25 protein-coding genes are annotated in these 25,045 nt (G+C 33.2%); 10 read left to right on the top strand and 15 right to left on the bottom strand.

What is annotated here, in order from left to right; genetic code table 11:
• Positions 1 to 3 precede the first annotated feature (3 nt).
• The gene (locus JI750_RS17090; RefSeq protein WP_202004790.1) at positions 4 to 1,158 is read right to left on the bottom strand and encodes an efflux RND transporter periplasmic adaptor subunit; all 1,155 of its coding nucleotides are present in this window, start codon (positions 1,156 to 1,158) and stop codon (positions 4 to 6) included.
• A gap of 266 nt (positions 1,159 to 1,424) precedes the next feature.
• Here JI750_RS17090 and JI750_RS17085 point away from each other — a divergent pair, with 266 nt between their 5' ends.
• The 4 genes from JI750_RS17085 to JI750_RS17070 all read left to right on the top strand — a co-directional run bounded on the left by JI750_RS17085 (position 1,425) and on the right by JI750_RS17070 (position 5,090).
• On the top strand, positions 1,425 to 2,471 hold the full coding sequence (locus tag JI750_RS17085; RefSeq protein ID WP_202004787.1) for a sensor histidine kinase: 1,047 nt from the start codon (positions 1,425 to 1,427) through the stop codon (positions 2,469 to 2,471).
• Positions 2,468 to 3,199, top strand: coding sequence for a LytR/AlgR family response regulator transcription factor (locus JI750_RS17080; protein ID WP_202004784.1), 732 nt, complete (start codon positions 2,468 to 2,470; stop codon positions 3,197 to 3,199). The genes JI750_RS17085 and JI750_RS17080 overlap by 4 nt, the downstream gene beginning before the upstream one ends.
• A 19-nt stretch (positions 3,200 to 3,218) precedes the next feature.
• Entirely contained in the window at positions 3,219 to 3,512 is a 294-nt protein-coding gene (locus JI750_RS17075; RefSeq protein ID WP_202004781.1) for a DUF3861 domain-containing protein, read from the top strand.
• A gap of 348 nt (positions 3,513 to 3,860) precedes the next feature.
• Positions 3,861 to 5,090 (top strand): PQQ-dependent sugar dehydrogenase, encoded by a 1,230-nt coding sequence (locus JI750_RS17070; protein WP_202004778.1) that lies wholly within the window; start codon positions 3,861 to 3,863, stop codon positions 5,088 to 5,090.
• 138 nt (positions 5,091 to 5,228) lie between these two features.
• Here the strand turns inward: JI750_RS17070 and JI750_RS17065 are convergent, their stop codons facing one another.
• The 6 genes from JI750_RS17065 to JI750_RS17040 all read right to left on the bottom strand — a co-directional run bounded on the left by JI750_RS17065 (position 5,229) and on the right by JI750_RS17040 (position 9,605).
• Positions 5,229 to 5,843: a thioredoxin family protein gene (locus JI750_RS17065; RefSeq protein WP_202004775.1), complete on the bottom strand. Its 615-nt coding sequence runs from the start codon at positions 5,841 to 5,843 to the stop codon at positions 5,229 to 5,231.
• Between the two features lie 6 nt (positions 5,844 to 5,849).
• Positions 5,850 to 6,326 (bottom strand): TlpA family protein disulfide reductase, encoded by a 477-nt coding sequence (locus JI750_RS17060; protein ID WP_202004772.1) that lies wholly within the window; start codon positions 6,324 to 6,326, stop codon positions 5,850 to 5,852.
• A 134-nt stretch (positions 6,327 to 6,460) separates the two neighbouring features.
• Positions 6,461 to 7,117 carry an Imm19 family immunity protein gene (locus JI750_RS17055; protein WP_202004768.1) on the bottom strand — a complete coding sequence of 219 codons (657 nt, stop codon included), beginning with the start codon at positions 7,115 to 7,117 and terminating at the stop codon, positions 6,461 to 6,463.
• 10 nt (positions 7,118 to 7,127) lie between these two features.
• Positions 7,128 to 7,502, bottom strand: a complete 375-nt coding sequence (locus JI750_RS17050; protein WP_202004765.1) for a hypothetical protein — start codon at positions 7,500 to 7,502, stop codon at positions 7,128 to 7,130.
• Positions 7,503 to 7,524: 22 nt separating this feature from the next.
• A complete protein-coding gene (locus tag JI750_RS17045) occupies positions 7,525 to 8,877 on the bottom strand; it encodes a DUF6138 family protein (RefSeq protein ID WP_202004762.1) in 1,353 nt (450 codons plus the stop codon).
• Between the two features lie 29 nt (positions 8,878 to 8,906).
• Positions 8,907 to 9,605, bottom strand: a complete 699-nt coding sequence (locus tag JI750_RS17040) for an SMI1/KNR4 family protein (RefSeq protein WP_202004760.1) — start codon at positions 9,603 to 9,605, stop codon at positions 8,907 to 8,909.
• Positions 9,606 to 9,873: 268 nt separating this feature from the next.
• Between JI750_RS17040 and JI750_RS17035 the strand changes: the two genes are divergently transcribed.
• Positions 9,874 to 10,788 carry a DsbA family protein gene (locus JI750_RS17035; RefSeq protein WP_202005233.1) on the top strand — a complete coding sequence of 305 codons (915 nt, stop codon included), beginning with the start codon at positions 9,874 to 9,876 and terminating at the stop codon, positions 10,786 to 10,788.
• Positions 10,789 to 10,791: 3 nt separating this feature from the next.
• Here the strand turns inward: JI750_RS17035 and JI750_RS17030 are convergent, their stop codons facing one another.
• Both JI750_RS17030 and JI750_RS17025 read right to left on the bottom strand, forming a co-directional pair.
• Complete coding sequence (locus tag JI750_RS17030) at positions 10,792 to 11,220, bottom strand: NUDIX domain-containing protein (protein WP_202004758.1); 429 nt, start codon at positions 11,218 to 11,220, stop codon at positions 10,792 to 10,794.
• A 98-nt stretch (positions 11,221 to 11,318) separates the two neighbouring features.
• Positions 11,319 to 11,792: a CinA family protein gene (locus JI750_RS17025; RefSeq protein ID WP_202004755.1), complete on the bottom strand. Its 474-nt coding sequence runs from the start codon at positions 11,790 to 11,792 to the stop codon at positions 11,319 to 11,321.
• A gap of 335 nt (positions 11,793 to 12,127) precedes the next feature.
• Between JI750_RS17025 and JI750_RS17020 the strand changes: the two genes are divergently transcribed.
• Genes JI750_RS17020 through JI750_RS17010 form a run of 3 tightly spaced genes read left to right on the top strand, consistent with a single transcriptional unit; the run spans position 12,128 to position 13,361 of the window.
• Positions 12,128 to 12,616: a hypothetical protein gene (locus JI750_RS17020; protein WP_202004751.1), complete on the top strand. Its 489-nt coding sequence runs from the start codon at positions 12,128 to 12,130 to the stop codon at positions 12,614 to 12,616.
• 35 nt (positions 12,617 to 12,651) lie between these two features.
• Positions 12,652 to 13,050, top strand: a complete 399-nt coding sequence (locus tag JI750_RS17015; RefSeq protein ID WP_202004749.1) for a hypothetical protein — start codon at positions 12,652 to 12,654, stop codon at positions 13,048 to 13,050.
• 38 nt (positions 13,051 to 13,088) lie between these two features.
• Positions 13,089 to 13,361: a PrgI family protein gene (locus tag JI750_RS17010; protein WP_202004746.1), complete on the top strand. Its 273-nt coding sequence runs from the start codon at positions 13,089 to 13,091 to the stop codon at positions 13,359 to 13,361.
• Positions 13,362 to 13,434: 73 nt separating this feature from the next.
• Here the strand turns inward: JI750_RS17010 and JI750_RS17005 are convergent, their stop codons facing one another.
• The 5 genes from JI750_RS17005 to JI750_RS16985 form a co-directional block, all read right to left on the bottom strand.
• Positions 13,435 to 13,803, bottom strand: a complete 369-nt coding sequence (locus tag JI750_RS17005) for a SpoIIAA family protein (protein ID WP_202004743.1) — start codon at positions 13,801 to 13,803, stop codon at positions 13,435 to 13,437.
• A gap of 362 nt (positions 13,804 to 14,165) precedes the next feature.
• Positions 14,166 to 15,935, bottom strand: a complete 1,770-nt coding sequence (locus JI750_RS17000) for a RagB/SusD family nutrient uptake outer membrane protein (protein WP_202004740.1) — start codon at positions 15,933 to 15,935, stop codon at positions 14,166 to 14,168.
• 5 nt (positions 15,936 to 15,940) lie between these two features.
• Positions 15,941 to 19,222, bottom strand: a complete 3,282-nt coding sequence (locus JI750_RS16995; RefSeq protein WP_202004737.1) for a SusC/RagA family TonB-linked outer membrane protein — start codon at positions 19,220 to 19,222, stop codon at positions 15,941 to 15,943.
• A gap of 69 nt (positions 19,223 to 19,291) precedes the next feature.
• A complete protein-coding gene (locus JI750_RS16990; RefSeq protein WP_202004734.1) occupies positions 19,292 to 20,215 on the bottom strand; it encodes a FecR family protein in 924 nt (307 codons plus the stop codon).
• Between the two features lie 84 nt (positions 20,216 to 20,299).
• On the bottom strand, positions 20,300 to 20,824 hold the full coding sequence (locus JI750_RS16985) for an RNA polymerase sigma-70 factor (RefSeq protein ID WP_202004731.1): 525 nt from the start codon (positions 20,822 to 20,824) through the stop codon (positions 20,300 to 20,302).
• Between the two features lie 262 nt (positions 20,825 to 21,086).
• Between JI750_RS16985 and JI750_RS16980 the strand changes: the two genes are divergently transcribed.
• On the top strand, positions 21,087 to 22,151 hold the full coding sequence (locus JI750_RS16980; RefSeq protein ID WP_202004728.1) for a phosphatidylinositol-specific phospholipase C1-like protein: 1,065 nt from the start codon (positions 21,087 to 21,089) through the stop codon (positions 22,149 to 22,151).
• 170 nt (positions 22,152 to 22,321) lie between these two features.
• On the opposite strand, the gene JI750_RS16975 is transcribed toward JI750_RS16980, so the two are convergent.
• Positions 22,322 to 24,253, bottom strand: coding sequence for a metallophosphoesterase family protein (locus tag JI750_RS16975; protein ID WP_202004725.1), 1,932 nt, complete (start codon positions 24,251 to 24,253; stop codon positions 22,322 to 22,324).
• Between the two features lie 158 nt (positions 24,254 to 24,411).
• On the opposite strand from JI750_RS16975, the gene JI750_RS16970 reads away from it, so the two are divergent.
• On the top strand, positions 24,412 to 25,011 hold the full coding sequence (locus JI750_RS16970) for a Crp/Fnr family transcriptional regulator (protein WP_236673069.1): 600 nt from the start codon (positions 24,412 to 24,414) through the stop codon (positions 25,009 to 25,011).
• Positions 25,012 to 25,045: the final 34 nt, after the last annotated feature.

Raw genomic sequence — 25,045 nt, 5'->3', positions numbered from 1 at the left:
TTTTTATTTTAAATCGGCGTAAACTGCTTCTTGGCTTTGATTATTAGGTTTAATTTCAGTTCCTTCTTTTAATGAAGCTACTCCCTCTAATACGATTTCATCTCCAGCTTTTAAACCGCTTGTTACCACATAATAGTTTCCTGCTGAGTTGTCCAACACTGTGATATTAGCATTTGTTGTCTTTTTGTCTTTTCCTACAATAACTGCAAACATTTTATCTTGTAATTCGAAAGTGGCGCTTTGAGGAATTATAATGGCGTCTTTAACGTAGTTCGGAATTTGAACTGTAGTACTGCTTCCGCTTCTGATAATTCCTTTTGGATTTGGGAAACGTGCTCTAAAGTTTACAGTACCTGTTTCTGTATTAATTAATCCGTTTACGGTTTCTATTTTTCCTTTTTGATCATAAGTCGAACCGTCTGAAAGCAATAAAGAAACATCTGGCATACTTTTAATTTTTTGGTTTAATGAACCTCCTGCGTCTTTAGTAAAATTTAGCAGAACTTTTTCATTCATTGCAAAATAAGCATATACGTTACCAATACTTGAAACTGTTGTTAAAGGCTCAGCTGTATTAGAACTTACCAAACTTCCTAAACGGAAAGGAATTGAACCTACAACTCCATTTACCGGACTTGTAACGGTGGTATAACCTAAGTTAACTTTAGCATTTACTAAAGCTGCATTTGCCTGCGCTAAAGATGCCATAGCTGACTCATAAGTATATTGAGCCGACTCTAAATCGTATTTGCTGATAATTCCTTTTTCAACCAATGGTTTTACTTTATTCACAGCCAATTTTGCTGAACTAACTTCTGCCTGAGCACTTTTAATGCTTGCTGTCGCAGTACGAACTTGCTGCTCATATTCTGGAGCGCTGATTTTAAATAAAGGCTGTCCTGCTTTAACTACAGCACCTTCATCAACAAAAATTTTATCAATATAGCCTTCAACTCTTGGGCGAATTTCTATATTTTGCTGTCCTTGGATACTAGCAGGAAAATCGCTGTTTAATGTCGCTGATTTTAGCTGTAATGTCACAGTCTTATATTCTTTAATCTGCGGCGCACCTCCGGCTTGAGCCGATTTATCATTTTTACCGCAAGAAGCGATAATAAGTGATGCTGCGAGGATGCTTAAAAATGATTGCTTAGTCATTGTGAAAAATGTGTAATTATCGATTATATGTGAACAAAAGAAATAAAATATAAGATACGAAATTTTTCAAATAGACGAACAGCAAGAGACAATCGATAAAGGCAAGATGAGAACCGATGGTTTTATTTAAAATATTAAACAAGTGTTTAATTTTCATCTTATCGGCTCTAAAATGCTTTTTAGAGACTCTAAATCCCATTTTAGCGATTACCAAAAAATTGTATTTGAATAAAATGTAATATTGTCCATAAATATCAAAAATCACAATGGGACCAAGCTTTTTCAGACCTTACTTATTTACCGGATTACACATACTAAGCTGGGTATTATTAGGCTTTATAATGCTGTTTTATATACCTTTAACTTGGAATGTAACGCTACCTGGTGTCTTCTGGCTCTGGCAAATGGTCTTATTGATTTTATTGATCATCATTTTTTATTCAAATGCAAGAATTATAGTTCCAAGAACCATTTTTAAAGACAATACTTCCCCTTTTTTGGTTTGGGCTTTTATTACGATTTTTGCCATGCAGGTTATTGCGTATTTTTATACTTCACAAACCGATCTTCACACCAAAATAAGTTTGATTCTAGGATTCAAAAAATATAAAAACCCTTATTTTGACAATTACGTTTTAATGCTTAGTTTACTTGTTTTAGGAATAAGCACAAGCTGGGCCATGTTGCAATATTGGCAAAAAGCGGCTCAGCATAAGCAAAAATTAGAACAGGATAAAACGGCCGCAGAACTTGCTATGCTTAAGGCACAAATCAATCCGCATTTTTTCTTTAACTCGCTTAATAGCATTTATTCACTTACTTATACTGATATTGAAGATTCTAGGAATGCGCTTCACACTTTGAGCCGTATGATGCGTTATTTGCTTTACAGCACAGAAGAAAAAACAACGTTGCTAAAAGAAGCTGAATTTATGAGAGATTTCATTGCATTAATGAAACTTCGTGCCAACAGCAAATTGACTATTATAACAGATATTCCTGAAAAAATACACGATTACCCAATTGTTCCGATGTTATTACTACCTTTAGTAGAAAATGCTTTCAAACATGGCGTTCATGCTACTGATAAAAGTGAAATCTATATTAAGCTTACACAAAATGGAAGCGAACTGGAGTTTGAAGTTGAAAATACTTATTTCGAAAAAACAACCGTTTCCGATGTAGGCGGAATTGGTTTAACCAACACCAAACGAAGATTACAATTGATTTATCCAAATCAGCATTTTATTTCTTTTGGAGTTACCGATCACGGAACATATAAAATTAAGTTGAAGATAAATTTAGAGCAATGACAGTATTAAAATGTATAGCAGTAGATGATGAACCGTTGGCTTTAAGACTGGTAGAAACCTTTATAGAACAGACTCCGTTTTTAGAATTAATTTCTACTTGCGACAATGCCGTAGATGCCATGGGACTTATCAGGGAAACAAAACCTGACCTAGTTTTCTTGGATATCAATATGCCTAATTTAAGCGGAATGGAACTAGCAAGATTAATACAAGATCAAGCTGGACCATTGCCAAAAATTATTTTTACGACCGCTTATAATCATTATGCAATTGAAGGCTATAAAGTAAATGCTGTAGATTATCTTTTAAAACCTTTTAGCTACGAAGAATTTCTACGTGCTTCGAGCAAAGTTTTACAGCTTTCTGAAGAAGCTAGCAATCATTTTAATTCCATTGCAGCCGATGATGAGTTTATCTTTCTGAAAGTTGAATACCAATGGGTCAGAATTTCATTGAAAGACATCACTTATATCGAAAGTCTCAAAGATTATGTAAAAGTACATCTTGAAGATTCACAGAAAGCCTTAATGTCTCTTATTTCGCTTAAGGCATTAGAAGAAAAACTGCCTTCTTCAAAATTTATGCGCGTTCATCGTTCATTCATTGTTTCATTAGATAAAATAAGCGCCATCAGTAAAAACTCCATTTTTATTGATAAAATAGAAATTACAGTTGGCGAACAATATAAAGAAGCCTTTAAAACATTGGTCGATAAATGGCTTAAATAAAAGTTAGAATACAAAAATCATGGAAAAAAGATCAAACAAATATTACCTTACTTTAAGTCTTAAGGAATACTCAAATGGTGAAACCGAACCAGCAAAAGAACTCGGAATTGAATTTGACAATCACGACGAAATTTTTGGAATCATTGAACGAATCAAACAAAAGGATATTTTTGCAAACGAATCAGAAGCCGTTCAATTTGCTTTAGGGCTAAAATTATTCACCGAAATCAAATTAAAAAACAGAAAAAATCCACTTTTTGAAGAATTAAATGAAGTTTTTCCAATCTTCATGAAAAAATTAAAGAGTCTTTAAAATCTTCTTTAAAGATAAGACCTCAGCCTTATTTCTTTTAAAATATTGAATGTTAAATTTCTGCTAAGAAAAAGACATTCCAGTTCTTATTGGCAATATTTTATAACAATTTATCGTTCCAATTAGGCATGTCCCACTAAATGCTTTTTCCAAAAGAAGTTTGATTTCTGTTTTTGAAATTCTATTACTTCATATAAAATGGCATCAGCATTTAGGCATTCTTAATTGAAAATAAGAGTTTGTTCGAAACTGACCATTTGATAATTAACAAACCTCTACCCTAAATCTTCTCTTTCGAAATGTTCGATAATGCAAAAATTTAATTTTAACCATTAAAATGAAAGCATTATGATAATTCAAAAAAGTATTTTTCTTCTTGCTGGAATTCTTGCTTTAGGTAGCTGTTCGAATAATGACAATACTGACGGAGGCACAGATCCAGGACCGACAGGACCACCTGTAGAAACAGGAACGGCAAACACCACTTATCAACCAGCATTTTCTGGACAGACACGCGCAGGAAGCATTCAGACTACCACCGAAATTGAATCTAAAGTTATTACCAACGGCTTAAGTGCGCCTTGGGGAGTTGCCTATCTTCCTGACGGGCGTCTACTTGTCACTGAAAAAGCAGGAAAAATTAAAATCGTTACTCAAGCTGGTGTTATCAGCAATGCCTTAACTGGTGTTCCAGCTGTTAATCCAGATAGTCAAGGTGGATTGCTTGGAATTTGTCTTGATCCTGCATTTGCAACAAACCGAATGATTTACTGGGTGTTCTCTGAAGTTGTGGCTGGCGGAAATATTACCGCTGTCGCGAAAGGAAGAATTTCAAACGATGAAAAAGCGATTGAAAACGCAACGGTTATTTATCGTTCGAACACGCCAAACGCAAGCACACTTCATTACGGAGGTCGAGTTTTATTTGATAAATCTGGAAATCTATTTGTGAGTATTGGTGAAAGATCTGTGCTAGAAACACGTCCTTTGGCGCAATCAGTAACGAGCAGTTTAGGCAAAATTGTACACATTACAACAAGCGGACAAGCAGCACCTGGAAATCCTACTTTTACACAAACTGGAGCTTTGCCAGAACTTTATACTATTGGCCACAGAAACCCGCAGGGATTGGCTATGCACCCAACAACTGGTGAATTGTGGCAAAGCGAACATGGCCCAAGAGGAGGTGATGAAATTAACCGAATTAAAGCTGGTGCAAATTACGGCTGGCCAACAATTACTTACGGAATTGAATATAGTGGTACGAAAATTGGAGAAGGTATTACGCAGCAAACTGGAATGGAACAGCCTGTTTATTATTGGGATCCCGTGGTTTCGCCAAGTGGTATGACGTTTTACGCTGGAAACCGCGTTCCCGAATGGCAAAATAATCTTTTTATTGGTGCTTTAAGCGGTATGCATATTGTTCGTTTAGCTTTTAAAGACAATAAAGTAGCTGGTGAAGAAAGATTATTGGCTGGTGAAGGACAAAGATTTAGAGATATTACACAAGGAAAAGATGAAGCATTATACGCCGTTACCGATCAAGGAAGACTTTATAGAATAGATAAAAAGTAAACTTGTTCATCTATACATGCCAAAAAAAACGCCCCATATTTGGGGCGTTTGTCTTTTATGTTTTTTTGTTTCAGGTTTCAAGTTTCAAGTTTTATTCTGTTCCGTTTAACTTGGAACTTTAAACCTGAAACAAAAAACTTAAGCTTTTGCTTTTCTTTTTACAGTACAGCCAATTTCTTTAGTTTGCGTAATTGCTGGTTTCTGTCCGCTTTTTAAAGATGCGATTACATCTTCAGCATATTTTATTTTCTGAGGATTATTTCCTTCTGGATCATTATCGATTGCTCCAACATATTCTACAACATTTCCTTTTGCTGTTTTAGAAACGATAAAAATATGAGGCGTACGTTTTGCTCCATACTCATCTGTAATTTTTTGTCCTGGATCAAATAAATATGGGAAAGAATATTTTTTGTCTTTTGCTAAATCTTGCATTTTTGCAAAAGTATCTGCATTAGAAGCTTCAGGATCATTTGGATTGATTGCAATGACAGGATATCCTTGCGATTTGAATTTTTTATCCAAATCTATAATTCTCTGTTCGTAACCAATTGCATACGGACAAGTATTGCAAGTAAAAACTACAATATATCCTTTTGCATCTTTAAAAGTTCCAAAAGAAACTTCTTTGTTGTCCACATTTTTCAGTTTGAAATCTGGAGCCGCATCACCCGCTTTAAGTGTTACAGCATTTTGTGCGTGAGATAGAAAAGCAGAAAATGCTAATGCTAGTAATAAGATTATTTTCTTCATAATGGTTTACAGTTTTTTATATTCAGTTAATAATTGTTCGTATGTAAATTCGCTTTCGACAAATTTTCGTTTATCATTTTTAATAAAAAGTGTAGCCGGAATACTTCCTGACCAGCTTGGATCTATTCTATCAATAAATTCCTGTGGACTGCTTTCATTCAATAAAAAGACTTCATTCTTTAAATTCTTCCTTTTTACAAACGGAATCACATTTGATTCCAGTTTCGATTTAAAATCCAAGCTTACTAATAAAACAGCCAGTTTTTCAGATTTGTGCTCTGCTCCCAATTTCTCAAAATGTGGTAATTCTTTTATACATGGCGCACACCATGTTGCCCAAAAATTCACAACATAAGTGCTGTCTTTCCCGTTTTTGATTCTCTCGTTAAGCTGATTGATATTTAGCAATTTTACATTCTGACTATACGCCGAAACCGAAATAATACCGAATAAAAATATGTAGAAAAAAGGCTTTATTTTCATGAGAATAATGCTTTATGATTAATTTGTTTCCTACAAATATAAAATAATGATAAATTACTTTTTGTTAATGAAAGTTTAATGAGTGTGGCAAGGCACAAAGGTCCAGAGTTGCAAAGGAACAAAGTTGCCTATTGTTACTCATTTATAAAAGAAAGCAAAATTTTATTTAATAGTGTTACCCCTTCTCTGTAGCGTGGGTAATCTGTTATGTTTCTTACACTGTGGTTTTCGGTATTTGTCAATCCAATGTCATTTGTTTCTAGAAATGGAGACTGCATCACTAATCCGTTTAAAATACAATCTGAAATATATTCTAAATGTGCTTCAAATTTTGGAATTGCATTTAAATGTTTTACAATTATGGGTTTTAAAATAGCTTTTTCATTTTCTTGTATTCCTGTCATTGGAAGAAAAAGAAGAAACAGATTTGGATATTTTTCAAAAGCTAATAATTCATCCAAAGTAAAAAACCAAGCTTCAAAATGTCCGCCTAGATTGCCAATATAAATATCGTTCAAGAAAAAGTTGATTTCATATTCGGCGAATTCAACAGCATAATTTAAATCATCATTTATTTTGCCCGAAACATATCTTGGATTTTCTTCAATATCATTCTGATTGAAAAACTTCCATTCCCACTCATAAGCTTCAGTTTCGTTAATTTCTACAACTTCTAGAACCTCGTCGATATTTATTTCTTCTTTTTCATCATAACCTCTTGACCAGCAGAAATAATATTTCCAGAAAAAAGTATTGTTATTGAGTTCTTCGATCTGTATTTGTTTATTCATGTTTTAAATCTTACTTAAGTTCATAAATAAAGGGCGGATATCCACCTTCAATATGCATCAATTGTGTAGATTTTCTGAATCTCATGCTCATTCTTAATTCAAAAATAACATTTTCATCGGTGCTTTCACTTAAAATCACTTTTATCCAAAATGGATATTTGCAATTAGGTAATGAAAAGAGATTTACAAACTCATCTAAAGTAAATTGCTTTCTTAAATTTTTCTCTGTAAAAATCCATAAACGCACAAAATCATCCGTTGAATTATATTTTACATTCTTTTCTTTAATTGGAGTTATAGTAAAAAGAATTGTTTTATTTTTCAATTCGTTTACAGCTTCTTGTATGGTTTGAAATAAATTACTTTTAAACTGATCTTTATCCATAAAACATATACTATATAGATTCTTATTGCAAAAGTTTTTCAAAGATTTCTCTTTCTACATCTGTAAGCTGTTTGCTAATTTTAGCGAAACCTTTGCTTTGTCCAAACGTAGTATGCATCACACCTTCCCAGCAATAATTTGCCATTTCCTGAACATTAGTACCACTATCTGAATAGTCTTTTAAATCTTCCTCCGTAAAATAATTCGAAATAAAATTCTCTTTACTATCCAATAATAACTTCAAGCTATTTTCATTTGTAAAATAAGAAATGAACGCTTTATTATGCGGATGTTCTTGCATGGATAAAACAGCATTGATATAGACTTTTATTGATTTTTCATTTATTCCGAATTTCTCCAAAAACACAGGTGTAAATTTCTGCTGAATAGACTGATGTTCACCATCAATTGTCTGATAATAATCTATTAGTGTATCAAAATACTTTTCGTTCTCTAATCCTAAAGCAAAAACAGCAAAAGTAGAAGGCATGGCACAATTTTCAGCTTCAAGATTGGTGTACCATTCGTATTTCTTTTTAGTAAGATTGATATATTCTAAAATGCTTTTATGCAAATTTGGATATTTTACAGCTCCTGCGAAAAAGTAATTCTGTCCGCATTTTGAAAGCCCTTTTATAGGAAGCAGCTCTTTTCCTTTTGATGAAAAACTAATTTCGAAGCTTTTAGGAAAATCAGATTTTAAAAGGTTATTCACGAAGTGCAATGCTTTAGCGTAGCTTTCTTCTGTTTCCGCAGCTAGTTTAAGATTTATTTTGGCGAAAACATCATTTGCTTTTCCTGTAAAATCTTTGTCTTTATACTCTGTCAATTCTTTCGGAATTTTTCCTGTTCCGTTTTTCTTAAGCTGTTCTACCTCATTAGAACCTAATTCAGTTACAACATCAAAATATTCATTTGCAGTAACTGTAGCATAACTAGGGCCGTATTTTATATGAGAAACAGCAATATAACATATAAAACTTAAAAGTTCTTTTTGTTCTTCTGTCAATATTGGCTTCAGAAGTTCTTCTTTAGTTTTTGGTATAAAAATCTTGTATTTGCCTTTTTTTACTCTTTCAAAACTTTTAAAAACCAATTCTTCAGCTTGCAATCCTAATGAATATCGATAACTCTCAAATCCAGTAAGTTTTCTTAATTTTTCAACAAACGAAATGTAAAACTCTTTTGAGAAAGGTCTAGTCTGGAAAAAATATTCAATTATGGGTGATAACAGAAATTTTTCTCCCGAATCTAATGCGTACGGATTTGGATATGCTTTATCTATTTTAACTGTATTATTATCAATCGCTTCAATGAATTTTTCTAAAAGCGCTTCGTTACCTTCTATTTTTACTAAATAATTTAATTCTCTCATTCTTTATTTATTATCACTTTTTAATTTGATTATTCTTCATCGTCCTCATCATATTCTTCATCATCATAAGACAGATAAGACCAATCTATATCAACAAGATTAAGAATGGCATCAAATCGTTCCTGATCGCTTGATCCAATAAAAGCTCCTGTACAATTATTTTCTTGATCGAATGATAAACTGATTACATCATAAAACTCATCTGTATATACCTTTTGATTTTCTCTGCTGATTTCAGAAACAAGCGCATAGTTTTCTTCAACAAGTTTTACAACTTCAGAATCAATTTCTCCTAAATAATTTCCATTAAATTGAAGTCCGCCCAAAGTACCATTGAAAACTGCCATCAACAGAAAAAAGTTTTCCGCTGTCTCAGTTTCCATTTCCCAAGCTGATTTTTCGATTGTATCGTAGTTGCCATATACTGGCGGATTCTCCAATGATAAATCTTCCTTTTTAATTCCCCAAAAAGCTACGTTTTGATTTTCTTCATAAAAAACCAGAAAATCATCATCTGAGAATCCAATTTCATTTTCAGGTTTCAAAAGTCTATTAAAACAGTAATTAAGGTTTTCTTCTTTCCCTAATTCCAAATAATATTCTTTGATTTTTGAAGGAAGTTTTACATTTAATGTTTTCTCAAGATAGAGAATCTGATTTTCTAAAAATCCGTAGTTTTCATTTTCAGATAGGCTGTAAAGGCGTTTAATCTTTTGAATATAATTCATCTTTGGCTTCTATTTTTAGGAAGTGAAAAATAAACAATTAATTACAAGCTCGCAATTACTTTATAATGATAATCTCACTTTTTAAAAATGACAATCCATTACCTTCTAGTCATGTTTTTTTGACTAATTGACTTGTTTTGATATTCGGCTCAACTTTGCAACAAATTCATAAATCCGAGAGTACCTTTTAAACATTACTATGAAAATACTGTCGTTATTATTAATCCTGATTTTCAGTGCAAGCTGTCAGTCACAAACGAATTCTAAAATGAGTGAAGACAAAACAAATCCGTTATTATGCGATCCTGTAAGCGGAATGTGTGAGATGCCTACTGGCGAAAAATCGAATGAAAAAACAGCTATTCCAACAGAAAATAAACCTGTCAAAATAATTTACTATACCGACCCTATTTGTTCTTCTTGCTGGGGAATTGAACCTCAGCTTAGAAAATTAAAACTAGAGTACGGCGATTATTTTGAAATTGATTATCGAATGGGCGGTTTATTGCCAGATTGGAGTTATAATAGCGGCGGAATAAGCAAACCTTCTGATGTGGCGCATCATTGGGATGAAGCAAGTTTATACTACGAAATGCCAATTGATGGAAATGTTTGGATTGAAGATCCGTTAGATTCTTCTTATCCGTCATGTATAGCTATGAAAGCAGCGCAAATGCAGAGTAAAGAAAAAGCTGTAAAATTTATGCGTATTCTTCGCGAAAAGCTTTATCTCGATAAAAAGAACATTGCCAAATGGGAAAACATAGCAGAAGCTGCAAAAATCGCAGGTCTAGATGTTCCGAAACTAAAAGCAGATTATGATGATGCCGAAGAACTTTTTCAAGATGATTTAAATTTAGCAAAAACTCTTGGTGTACGAGGTTTTCCAACTTTATTTTTAGCCAATGCAGATAATAATCAACTAACTGTTTACGGTTCTAAACCTTATGATGCTTATGAAAATGCTTTGCTAACCTTATTTCCTGAAGCAAAAAAGAAGAATATTAAAAATGAAAATGCGATAGATTTGTTTGAGATTTTTCCAACATTAGCACCAAAAGAATATGCTGTCATTTTGGATAAATCGACTTCTGAAGCTACTTCTATTTTAGAGAAATTACATCAGCAAGGTTTATTGGGTAAAAAGACAATTAAAAATGGTTCGCTTTATATTAAAAAGTAAACTTTACCGATTGAGAATGTTAAATCGTTCTCTGTATTTGGCAAGCGCAATTTTATCTATTGGTAAAACAAACGGATTTTCATTGATATCAATCCATTCAAATCTGCTTATATCTGATGTACTGATTTTCATTTCTTCAAGATTACTAATTTTTACGACATAATAAACCAAAAGAATCTGTCTTCCATCATCAATAATAGATTCAACAAAATGTTCTTGTGTATATAAATGTTCAACGATTTCGATTTTAGCATTAAGTTCTTCTTCAAATTCTCTGTGCAGACAATCTAGAATACCTTCGCCAAATTCTACACCTCCACCTGGAAGTTTACAATATATTTTGCCTTTGTGATATTCGTAAAGTGCTAAAATCTTATTATCGTTCTCGCAAATCGCATAAGCTCTTACGTTAAAACTAGAGAGAGGTTTCATAAATGAGAAAATCAAAATTCTTTAGATGCAAATTTAAAAATTAAAAAGCCGTAAAGTTTAATTACTTTACGGCTTTTGCTATTCTAATACCTATTTTTTTATATCTCTTTCAAAATCAAATCGGCCACAGCATCTATTGCTTGGTCAATAATCCCTTCTGGAGTTCCTTTAAACTCATAACGTTTGGCAATTTGTTTTTCGCCAAAAATGATATGGATGAAAATGGTCCCAACAGGTTTTGAGTCGCTTTCGCTTCCGCCTGGTGTAGTCAGTCCTGTTAAACCAACACAAACATCTGAATTAATATAGCGGTAAAAATTTTGTGCCATTAACTTGGTGACTTCTGCAGATTCGGCACTATGCTGTTCAATAGTTCCCCACGGAATATGAAGCAAATCTTCTTTCATTGAAGAATGATAACAGACTATTCCTCCTATTAGAATTCTTCCAGAATTAACAACTGTAGAAAATTCGTAACACATTTTTCCAGCAGAAGCACTTTCTGCAAATGCTATTGTTAAGTTCTTTTCTATTAAAGCCTCACAGCATGCTGCTACTTTTTCTGATGCCATATTGATTCAAATTTAATTGCACATTGATTTCAACCTCAAATGTAGATTGTTCCTATATAGTAAACTTACATAATTTCCTACAATATTTACATTATAAGTAACTGTTAATTATGCAACTATCCTTTATTTTCTTATAAGAACTTCCTTCTCTTAACGCAGTAAATTTGTAAATACAGCTTTTTAAAGTCATTTAGTATAATTCGAAAAAATATAAAAGCCAAAATGCCTTGACTTTTAAAGCTAGGATAAGACAATTACAGTAAAACTGTAAAGAATTTACAGGTCTTCTTTATGAAGATTCAATCTTGAAAAAATAATAATCTAAAAATAGTATTATGGAAAAGCAACACAACTATGATTATGGTCAATTTGATCCCGATTATATCGAACAAAATACTCTCGCTGATGGAACTTACTCTAATGAAGATGAGTTTAAACAAGTTTTGAAAAAACAGGACAATCGAGAATTTGGCGAAAGCGATCCTGATTATTATGAACAAAATACGCTGATTGACAATGACAATTATGCGCGAGATGAAGATCCGTATCAATATCAGGAAGAGTTTATTGAAGATCCTTTGCATCCAAAAGGAGATTTTGAGCCTAATACCACTATTCGTTCAGAAAATATTCCGAATCAAGAAAGAATCATCAATGAAGATGATGCCGTAACAAACGATGATACTGAAGATGATCTAAATGATGAATACGATCCTGATTTAGAATACCAAAATGATCAGGAAAGAGATGAAGATCATGACAAAGATGAAGAATTGAATGATTTTGACGCAGAACATTATCCAGAAAATCATCCGAGAGAATAACAAAAATTATTGTAAATTGTAAAGCATTAAGTAATATGACTTTAGCAACTCAAATTGTCTGGCTTTTTGTACTAGCAATTCCGATTGCCTGTATCAGTTGGACTGTCACTCATGAAGAGATTTTTAGAGAACCGCATGAATGGTGTGTCAGACATTCTAAAAATGACAGATACATACTGTCAAGAAAGTTCTTCTATCTCCTTACTTGTGAATATTGTTTTAGTCACTACGTTACAATTGCCTTTCTGATTATCTGCGATTATAAACTTTTGTTAAATGATTGGAGAGGTTATATTTTGGCAGGGTTTTCTCTGGTTTTTATGGCAAATGTTTATATGAGTCTTTTTGCTCTATTGCGTCAAGCTATAAAAAAGGAAAAGGTCGAAATTGAGAAAATTGAAAGTGAAACTGACACTGAAAACAGTAAAAATTAAAAAAATAACAATAAGTATAATTAAAATTAATTGGCATTATGGAGAATTTGAATTTTATAGACCCATTATTACACGGAATTAAACCTGAAAGTAAACCATTAAATCTGTCAGTAAAACAAATGGTATGTGTTGGCGTTGGTGCTCTTTTAGCATCGGCAGTTTTGAAGAAAACAGGGCATCCAAAAGCAAGTGCAGTTGTAGGAAGTGTAGCATTACCTATTCTAGCTTCTGCTTGTTATAAAAAATACAGTCAAGTATCTAAAGAAAAAATTGATGCTCAGGCAAGCAGCGGTATCGAATACAATCACTAATCGTTTATAAACTATCATAAATAAAGAGCGCTTATTTAAAATAAGCGCTCTTTATTATTTTGAGAAGATTGATTTAAGAAATATTTCCTTCTACCCAATTTAATGCTTTATTAAAATCTATCTTTTTATAACCACGAAACTCACCTGGAACAATGTAACTAAATCCATTTGTGAAAGAGATAATTTCTTCTGTATCGGTAACAATTGCAGCCCTATTCCATTTTCCTAAATGTTTAAGCCCCAAAAGGCCATCTTCTAGCCAAGCGCCGGGCGTAAAATTTTTTATGTCTGTATCTAACACCAATAAAAAATTAATTTCATTGATTTGTTTAACCAAGTGTTCAACGGCTGGAGTTACTGTGGTCAAAAAATCTTCTTTTGTTACTTCTGCCAATGCTCTAAAGGCAACAATATTATCTGTAGTATCGATTTGATGTATCATGATTTTTATACTTTTTGAGTTATTTAATGAAGTTTTATTTTAAACATTTTATCAATGTTCAATACACACTCAAATATACTCAATATCAATCAGATAACACTTACATTTAACTATTCGTTTATTATATTTTTTTAAGGCTCAAAGCGACAAAGTTTCAAAGAGACAGAGGTTTTCTTTGATTGTGCGAAATTCTTTGTGTTAGATGTACTGCAGTGCATCTCTACGATTCTACATAGAATGTCATTCCAAAAAACCTTTGAACCTTTGTCACTTTGCAACTCTGAACCTTAAAGAAAAAAAGCCTGCTTTTTTTGAAAACAGGCTTTTTGAAAAAAAAATAAAAAATAAACTAACACACAAACTTAATTGTATCCTTGATTTTGTTCAAATTCTTTAGTTACATCGATTGTTGACTGCGGAATTGGGAAAACTCTTCTGTATGGTTCTGAAGCTGCTTTTGCAGTTCCTGGAAGATCAAATTTCCCGAAACGGATCATTTGCGGTCTTCTATATAATTCCCAATATAATTCGAAACCAATTTCATTATATAAAACAGTCTGATCAATCGAAGTCAAAGCTTTTCCTGCAACGCTTCCGTATAAAGATTCTCTTTTTCTGCTTGTGCGTAATTTGTTTAAATCTTCCATCGCTAAACCTGTATTTCCTTTTCTGAAATATGCTTCGGCTCTCATCGTGTAAATTCCTCCTAAACGAAATAATGGAATATCAACATTACTGTTTCCGTTTCCTCCTTCTGGATCAAATTCATATTTAAAAATACGTGCACCTTGATTAATCTCGTTTTGAGCAAAAACTGCCTGAGCTGGATTTTTGAAAGTTAAAGAAGGCGTAAAATCCATTTTTGTTGTAGTACTTTTTTCCATTACTAATGGCGAAACTTTAATCCGTCCGTTAACCATTTCTAATGAACCAGAAGACAATAATACTGGTCCATATTGTGGTCCGTATTGAATTCCTCTGTTAAAATGAAACCAAGGTAAATTAGCACTTTTTGGTACAATGTCTGTTGCTGGAATGCTTACGTCTGTTCCGTCATTCATAAACCAAGTTCCGTCTCCATATTGGTATTTCTGTTGAAATCTTGGATCATCGTGATTTCCGTCCCATGTTGCAAAAAACTCAGGAGTTGTACAAGCCGCATTTGTTCCTCTATTTGCCGCAGATGTTCTTTGGTTACGCTCCATACACACATAAGCAAAACTATTTGAACCATTTCTGATGTAATCGATCTTTTGAGAAATTGCAAAAATCAATTCTTTCCCTTTATCATTATCTCTTGCGAAGTTTTTGAAATAATCACTTTCTAAAGAATATTTACCAGAATTGATCAGCAATGAAGTATAATAAATTACACGATCCATATCTGTTCCTGTACCAGTTGCGGCAGCCTCATTAAAATTGAAGTTTGAAGACGCATTAAAACGGTCTTTAAAAACAGCACGGTTCAAGTACATAGTTGCTAGAAATCCGTAAGCCGCTTCTTTTGTAAATCTTCCGTGGTGCGTTTGCTGTGTTCCCATTTCTGCTAAATCTGGCAGTAAAGCTTCAACATCTTTAATTAATTGATCAATTTGCGTATCGGCTTTTAAAATCTGCAAAGGCGCATTTGGGTTCATCGGATCTCTGTAAGGCGCTTGTCCGTACAAATCTAATGTCGTGTATAAATAATATGCTAAAAGTCCTTTTGCTTCCGCTAAAAACAATTTCTTCTCTGGAATTGAACTTTCTTCAACTGACTGGATTGCAGTTAACGAACGCGTAATTCCGTTTGTCAATTTATTCCAGTTGTCCACTACAACAGCATTATCAGATTTCCATGTAAACTCGTGCATATCTCTCCATTTTCCTCCGTCTCCCCAGTCACTTCCTCGAGTTGGTAAAATTGCCTCATCGGTCGTGTATTCCTGTAAAGAAAAAATACCGCCGTGATCTACAAAAGTTCCGTCTCCTAAACGATCATAAGCTGCTGCCAAAGCTCCTGCTGGATTTGAAGCATCTTCTCCTAAAACCTCATCCAGCACAACTTCGTCAAGGTTTGTACAGCTTGCAAAAAGCCATATAAAAGAAAATATTGCTAATGTTTTAATATTAAAAATTGTATTTGTCTTCATAATAATTATAGTTTTAAAGTTGCTCCAAAACTGAATGTTCTAGAAGTTGGATAACTTGCATAATCGATACCGATAGATTGATTTCCTCCGTTAGATTTCGGACTGTTGATTAACGGATCGTAACCTGTATAATTGGTAATCGTAATTAAGTTCTGACCTGTTACATAAAGCGTTAATCCGTTGATCCAGTTTAATCCTTTCAAATCGAAGTTGTAACCAATACGAGCAGTATTCAATCGGATGAAATCTGATTTCTCTAAGAATAAAGTCGACAAGATTGGTGAGTTTGCTGCATTTGCTCCAGACTCATAATAACCTGTTGCTACGTTACGGTCTGATGCAAGGTTGTTGATATTTAATGCATTTAATCCTGTGTTATTCAACAAATAACCTCCTGTTTGCCCGATGATAGAAAATGAGAACGCAAAGTTTTTGTATCTCATATCACTATTAAATCCGTAGTAGAAAGTTGGTAAAGCTCCTTCAATAATAATTCTGTCACTATTATCAATTACCCCATCTCCATTTTGATCTTTAAAGATATTTCCTCCGTTTGCATCAAAACCAATATGTTCTAACAAATAGAATGATCCTGCTGCATAACCGCTTTTGTAGATATTTGCATTTACTCCAGATTGACCAGGACCAGAAATTGTTCCTGTCAAGATTTCTGAAACTGGAAGATCTTCAATTTTATTATTCAATGTTGCTCCGTTCATGTCAATATTCCAAGAGAAATTCTTCGTGTCGACAATTTTTGACCCTAGCATAAACTCAATACCTTTATTGATGATTTTACCGTCAATATTTGTCCAAATTGTAGTCGTTGGGCTCAAAGCTTGAGAAGGAACATTCAAAATCGCATCCGTAGTAGTTTTATTGAAATAGTCTAATGTTCCGTACAATTTATCATTCCATAAATTGAAATCTAAACCAACGTTGTATTGCGTTACAACTTCCCATTTCAAATCAGGATTTGGCGTTCTGTTTACCGAAACTCCGTTCACAAGATTTAAATCGTCGTATAAATAATATCCATCAGCTCCAGACAAAGAATAACTTGCTTGCGTAATTTTATTTTCAACTTCTTGGTTTCCTGTCTGTCCCCAGCTTGCTCTAAGTTTTAAATTGTTTAATATCGAAGAATCTTTTAAGAAACTTTCATTAGCAATATTCCATCCTAAAGCAAATGATGGGAAATAACCGTATTTGTTGTTTTTACCAAAACGAGTAGAACCATCACCTCTCATAGAAGCTGTTAAAAGATATTTATTATCGAAACTATAATTTAACCTTCCAAAATAAGATTGCAATTCATTTTCCTGCGCATAACCTGTTGTTCCAGATTGTGTTCCTTTGAAACCAGGATTAATTGATGGAGGAACACCTTCACCTTGGTTTGAAATTCCGTCAATGCTGAAACTTGTTCCTGATCTTTCAAATTTTTGGTATGAGAAACCGCCTAAAGCTTCAATTTTATGTTTATTTAAATTTAAATTGTAAGTCAAATAATGCTCAACCAAAGAGTTTTTAGAATCTAAATTATTCTGAACATATTTCCCTTTTGGATTCAAATCTGTTAAGTTTGGAAAAATCGTCGTATTTCTTTCCGCCATCGAACGATCGACACCAATGTTTAATTTATACTCTAATCCGTCAATAATTCTAAGAGAAGCTTCTAGGTTTCCTAAAACTCTTAATGTTCTAGTTTGATCTTGGTAAATGCTCAACAAATAGGCAGGATTGTAATGCGCATTCATATTGAAATTGGTATAATTTCCATTGGCATCAAAAACAGAACGCGTTGGATTTGCCATTAAAGTATGCACAATCAATTGTCCGTTTGAACCACCGTCATCACTTGTTGGAACTCCGTCATCTTTAGTTTCACTTGCCGTAAGATTCATTTTTACTTTCAAACGTTTGTTATCCAAAAATGATTCAGCTGCATTAATTCTTCCAGAAAGACGTTTAAAATTACTGTTGCGAACAACTCCTTCCTGATCCATTTGAGCTATCGAAGCATAATAATTTCCAGATTCTGTCTGTTTAGAAAAAGACAGCGAATTGTTTGTCGTAATAGCTGTTCTGTAAATTACATCTTGCCAATCTGTATTTCCACCGTGATCAAATGCTTTGTCTTTAATTGCATTTCTGTATTCTCCAGCGCTTAAAACATCAAGTTTGTTAGCCACAGTTGCAACTCCTGTATAAGTATCAAAAGTTAATGTACCTTCACCTTTAGAACCTTTTTTAGTAGTTACTAAAACCACTCCGTTAGATCCTCTCGCTCCATAAATCGCAGAAGCCGATGCATCTTTCAAAACCGTAATCGATTCGATATCGCTTGTATTCAAAAAGTTCAACGGATTTTTAGCCGAAGAAGTTCCAAAACCAACATTACTTCCCGATGGACTCACATCGTCATTAGACAAAGGCACACCATCTACAACGAACAAAGGCGTACTTCCGCTTCTGATAGATCCAACTCCACGAATGGTTACATTTACTCCCGCTCCTGGCTCACCGCTTGTATTTACAACACGAACACCTGCTACTTTTCCTTGCATTAAATTATCTACAGAAACGTTTACACCTTGTTTAAAGTTTCCTGCTTCCAATTGCGTAACCGCACCAGTAACATCTTTTTTAGATTGTTTTCCGTAACCTACAACCAAAACTTCATTTAATTCCGCTGTATTTGGATCCAATTGAATAGTCATAAAACCAGTTTGTACGGCAACTGTTTTAGTTTTATAGCCCATATAAGAAATGTCAATCGTTTTTCCTTCTCCAACTGTAATTTCAAATTCTCCATCGAAATTAGTTACCGTTGAATTTGATGAACTTGTTTCTGTAATTGTTGCTCCAGGAATAGGCAATTTATTTTCGTCAACCACTTTTCCTTTTACTTTAATTCTGTCAACAGCTTTAGTATTTACTGTTTTTGGCGCAGCCGTTTTTTGAATTAAAATTAATTTCCCATTAATGTTATAATTGAAATCGGCTTTTTTAGAAAGATCATTCAAAATTGCCGTAATAGACTCATTGCTATAATTTACTGCATAAGCTGTATTATCGGCAATTACAGCTTGTCCGTAGCTGAATTTGTAATCGGTCTGCTGTGTTAATTTTGAAAAAATAGAAACAAGGGTAGCTTTTTCTATTTTATTTGCTACTTTTGACTCTTTTAATAAAGTTTTACTATAACCGCTCTGAAAGGCAAGTAAAGCTAGAACTAAAAAGACAAAACTCTTTAGATTTAAATAAGAAGGTTTAAAATACATGATTTAAGTAATTGTTTTTACGATGCTTAATTATTAATGGCAGTTGTTCCCGCAACTGCTTTTTTGTTTTTAATCCACTTTTACTATTTCGCCATAAACTTTGAATTTTAGGTTTGTGATATAATTTATTTGTTCCAAAACATTTTCTAATGTCGCGTCCTTCTTGATGAATACCGTTAACGGCGTTGCTAATACGTGTTTATTATTATATTCAAATGAAACTCCGTATTTATATTGTAAAATGGTGATTACTTGTTTTAAAGTAGTTTGCTGTAGCGTTACATCTTCATTATACCAATTCACCAAAAAAGCTTTATCAGCCATTTGTTTGGTTAACTTTTGAGATTCGAATAAAGCTTCCTGATTTGGCACTAAATCGACACTCTGCCCTTTTCCAGAAACATTTACTTTTCCGGTTACGACAATTACCTTACAGTTTAATTTTGATAATTGAATGTGGAATGAAGTTCCTACAACTCTGGTTTTTATTTCGCCAGAATGAATAATAAACGGATGCTCTTTGTCTTTGGCAACTTCAAAAAAAGCGTTTCCTTTTAGTAAAGAAACCGTTCTTTGATCGCCGTTAAATTTTTCAGGATACTGAAATGATGAGTTTGCTGCCAGATAAATTTTCGAACCGTCACTTAATTGGATAGATTTGGGAATCGATGACGTTTTAAATGTGATTTGTTTTTGGTTTAAAACATTTGGTCTCAAGAAAAATCCTAAACCAAGCAGAAAAAGAATGCTGGCAGCAGCTATATATTTTAAGTAAGGACGGAAAGCTCTCTTCTTTCCAATTCTTAACTGGATTTCATCATACATATTTTGAGATTCGATTTCAGGGTTTCCCATAAAATCGCTATCCCATTCTGATTTTTGATATTCGCTGAAAGCAAAATCATGTAATAAATTTTCTTCTGCCGATGAAGTTTTTCCTCGCGAACTTTTATCCAGCAGATATTCTAAACTATGTTTGATTCTTTTTATCATAAATACTTATTGTTATGAATAAGTACCAGAATCACTAAATCGTACTATCGCCAAATATTATGAAAACATCAAGCGAAAGTTATCTTAAAATTTTTGATTGAAAATAATGAAAGGAGCCAGCCAAGCCAAGTCTTTTAAGCCTTCACGAAGTTGCTTCACCGCTGATGAAATCTGATTTTTTACGGTTTGTTTAGAAATTCCAAGTTCGTCTGCAATCTGGTCGATTGTCATATCTTGAAATTTATACATCAGCAAAACTTCTTTTCTCTTTTCTGGAAGTTTGTCTAATAAAGCATAAAGCAAATCCATCACTTCTGGCTCTATAGTCGAAAAATTGTCAATAATGTAGTCTTCGAATTTTTCTTCTAAAATCGTCTTATCAAAACGATTGTTCTGGTAATGTTTGAAAACCTGATTCTTAACCGCGCGAAACAAAAAAGGTTCAATCGCATTAATACTCAGTTCTTCTTTTCTTTCCCATAAATCCACAAAAACATCCTGAACAATGTTCTGCGCCAAGTCTTTGTCCTGAGTCATCGTATAAGAAAACGCGTTGAGCTTTTTCCAATATTGATTATACGTTTGTTCAAAAATTTCAGGTTTATTCATATGGCAATTAGAGGCTTTTTAATATCGTAAAATAATAAAATGAAAAGCCAAAGTTTCTTGTGTCAATGTTATCTTTAAATTAAAAAACAAACACATTTGATGTAGAAATACTACTTTTTTCAAGTAAAAATAGAAATGCCTTTGCGATTTCTTTTTATTAAACTAACATCAAAATCGAGCATGACATTTAATTTAGTCACTTTCAAAAAATGGAATTTTCTTTTGATGCGTCCCAGTCAAACATTAATTACATTTTAGAATTATGAAACCATTCTTGTTCACTTTATTATTTGCCAGCACTTTAAATTTAAGTGCTCAAATGCAAAACGACAATCTGAAAATTAACCAAATTCAGGTTATCGGATCGCATAACAGCTATCGTCACGCGATCGAAACTGATTTATATAATCTTATTCAAGCTAGAGATACCACTCGTTCTCTTAAAGGCTTGCAATACACTCATATTAGCATTACAGATCAATTAAACAAAGGCTTACGCAATCTCGAAATTGACATTTTTGCTGACGCGAAAGGCGGAAAATATGCCCACCCGAAAGGTTTGGATATTGCAAAATCTGAAGAAGCTTACGATCCAAACGGATTAATGAAAAAACCAGGTTTTAAGGTTTTTCATATGCCAGATATTGATTTTAGGACTTCTTGCTATACTTTCGAAATCTGTCTTCAAGAATTAAAAAAATGGTCAGATGCTAATCCAAATCACGTTCCTATTTTCATCACTTTAGAACCAAAAGATGGCGATGCCAATTTCTTCGGAACAAAACCAGAAGATTTTACAGCAACCGTTTTTGACGAAATGGACAAAGTGATTCGTAAAGAAATGGGAAAAGACAAACTGATTACGCCAGATATGGTTCGCGGAAAATATAAAACTCTCGAAGAAGCAGTTTTAAATAACAATTGGCCAACTTTAAAAGAAGCTAAAGGACGATTTTTATTCTTATTAGATAACAACGGCGCAAAAAGAGATTTGTACGCATTGAATCATCCGTCCCTTAATGGACGCGCCGTTTTTATTAATGCCGAACCTGGAAAACCCGAAGCCGCAGCTTTGTTTAGAAATAACTCCGAAGATCCACAAATCGAAGAATTAGTAAAAAAAGGTTATCTAATAAGAACCCGTGCAGATTCAGATACCAAAGAGGCTCGTAAAAACGATTATTCACATTTTGAAGCTGCTAAAAAATCAGGCGCGCAAATCATCACAACAGATTATTATCTGCTAAGCACTTTCTTTAATTCTCCATACCAAATTAAGTATGATGACGGAAGTTATGTTCGAAATAATCCTGTAACAGTACCGTAAATTTTAACCGCTAAGGACGCAAGGATTTTTACTTAATTGTACGTTTAAAAACGCAAAGTTCGCAAAGCTAGATTAAAGCTTTGCGAACTTTTTATTTTATAAAATCTAACTCAAAAATTAAACTTTGCGAACTTTGCGTAAACCTTTGCGCTCTTTGCGGTTAAAAAAAATTACTTCAAACTTTTAACAGCACCACTTTTCAAATCAACAGAAAAATGATCCGCTGGAACTTCATGCATAAATTTATTGAAGATAATTAAGAACAGCTTCATTTGTTTTTGAAGCGATGAATTTTTTGAAATGTCACTTTTAGAACCTTCTAAAAACAAATCAGATAATACTTTATATTGTTTTGCTCTTTCAGCTCCAACATCTGTAAGAGCCAACTCATCTGCACTTCTAAAACGGTAAAAATCAATTAAAAGATCATTTCCTGTCCAATTGAAATCTGTTTTTTTAAGTTTATTTTTAATTAAAACCTTTTCCGATTTCGCTTCTGCTTCCTTCCATTCTTTTTGAAACTGCTCTTTGTTTTTTAAAATAAAATCAAAATCCTTATCTGACTGAATGTTCGCTAAAACCATCAAATCTTTAGCAGAAACATTCAAAATAAAATTCTTAAAATCAGAAGGCCAATCGTCTTTTAAGAAACGAAGACGCACTAATTCCTTCAAATGAAAATCAGTAAAATCATGATAGTTTTTAGTTTTTAAAATATCAATATTCCAAATATCTTTAGCATTCTGACTTTCCAAAAACTGATATTCCATTTTATACAAATCAAAAAGTTCATCGTATCTAGGAACCTCATCAATTGTAATGGTCTGAATATCGACTACATTATCTTTCTTTAATGTCAGTAATTTATAAGCTGGAATATAAGCCGCAAGCGATGGCGTTTGAACATTTACCAAAGTATTTCCTTTTGGCGAAGTTCGAACTCCAGTATCGTTAATATGCATGTGACCGCCAAAATGAATTTTCAATCCCGCATCGGCAAAAACCTGTGCCACTTCTTCAACTGGAACCCTGTTTAACTGCCATTTATTTGGCCCGAGCAGTTCTTTTATTTCCGCGGAAGCGTCATCATTAAAATCAATCATCGGAAAATGGCTAAAAGCAACCAGAGTTTTTCCTTGCTGTTTGGCTTGCTCCGAAATAACTGAAACCCATTTAATCAGATGCTTTTTGTTTGAAAGCACATTATTATACCCTGTACTGGCTTCAGAATAACTTTTAGAATCTTTAGGATCGCTGTCGGTTTTCTTCGGAATATAAACGTTTCCATCAATTGCCATTAACCAAAGTCCTTCAATGGGTTCTACAACATAACTAACGTCTGGAACTTCATAACCTGGCACCACTTCATAAACACGATTGCTCAATTTTGCGCTTTCTAAAGCTTTATCAAATGAATAATTTTCACTAGAATAAGTAGAAAAAGGAGTCGCCCAAAATTTATATTCTTTGTTGGGATGAAAACCAAACTCTTTAAGATTATTGGTAATTCCTAAATAACCCATTTTAGCAATATCGGCGGTAACAACTACAGGCTGCTCGATGGTGAGATTTGGCGCATACATGCCGTCTTTGCTATAAATGGGTTGACTTTTCCCTTCTTCTCCTAAAAAATCTTCTTTCCCAGATTCCTGTGCAAAAGGTCCAACTGGATCGTGATTTCCTGTGGTGATGAAGAATTCTATTCCGTATTTTTTTGAATATTCTTCTAAAATTTTAGCTAATCCGCGAACGTTAATTGGCTGTCCGTCATCGGTGTAATCTCCTGGAAGTGCTACATATTTAATTTTTCGCTTTGCGATATCTTCTAAAGTTGCTAAAAAAGCAAAATAGTTTTCATTGAAAATTCGAGTTGAATGCAATTGCGAAGACATCGTTCTAACCAAAGCATATTGATTCGTTTTCGGATTCAGAATGCCTTTATAATCGGAATCTGAAAATCTGCCAAATAAATCCTGCAAGTGAACATCAGATAAAAATGCAATTTGTATTCCGTTTAAATTCTTTGTTTTTTGCGCCGAAACGGAATTATTAAAAACAACAAAAACGGACACTATAAAAAGTGTAGTAATTTTTAATTTCATAGGTTTTTGACTTTAATAAATTGGGGACGCTTATTAGAAGTTTTGGAGTTTTTAATCGACAGCAATTTTATCAATTTAAAGCTGAATTAAGTTTATGTTAGTGTTATGGAATAATAATGTTTTGTAATTTTGATTGTGCACTTTAATCTAGAAATAAATTGGAAAAAATAGTAGAATACCAATCTCTTATCGATCATTTGCAAGCTCGTGTATCATTTTCTGACGAAGAACTCAATCAATTTGTATCTGATTTTAAAATCACTAAAATAAAAAAGAGACAGTTTATTGTACAGCCTGATTTTATAGCAAAATATAGAAGTTATGTGGTAAAAGGTGCTTTAAGAGCTTATGTGGTAAGCGATGATGGACAGGAACACACAATTGCTTTTGCAATTGAAGATTGGTGGATTTCGGATTACAATAGCTACATTTATCAAAAGCCAGCCACCATGTTTGTTGTGGCACTTGAAGATGCTGTTATTTTACAAATCGATTTTAAAGCCGAAACAAAATTAAAGAAAGCCAATCCTAAATTTGAAACCTTTTTCCGTATTACTGCAGAACGTACTGCTGCATCTTTTCAAAGAAGAATTATCATGAATCTTACTTCTTCTGCCGAAGAGCGTTTCGAAAGTTTTAATGCCGAATTTCCTTTAGTTGTAAAACGTGTACCACAGTATACTTTGGCTTCGTATTTAGGAATGACAACTGAGTTTTTATCTAAAATACGAAACAAAAAAGTAAAAAATAAAAATTGAACTACTTCAACCTTTTTCCATAATCTACTTCATT

It is taken from the genome of Flavobacterium tagetis, assembly GCF_016735615.1.
GTDB lineage: Bacteria > Bacteroidota > Bacteroidia > Flavobacteriales > Flavobacteriaceae > Flavobacterium > Flavobacterium tagetis.
This window is presented reverse-complemented; position numbering and strand designations above follow the sequence as displayed.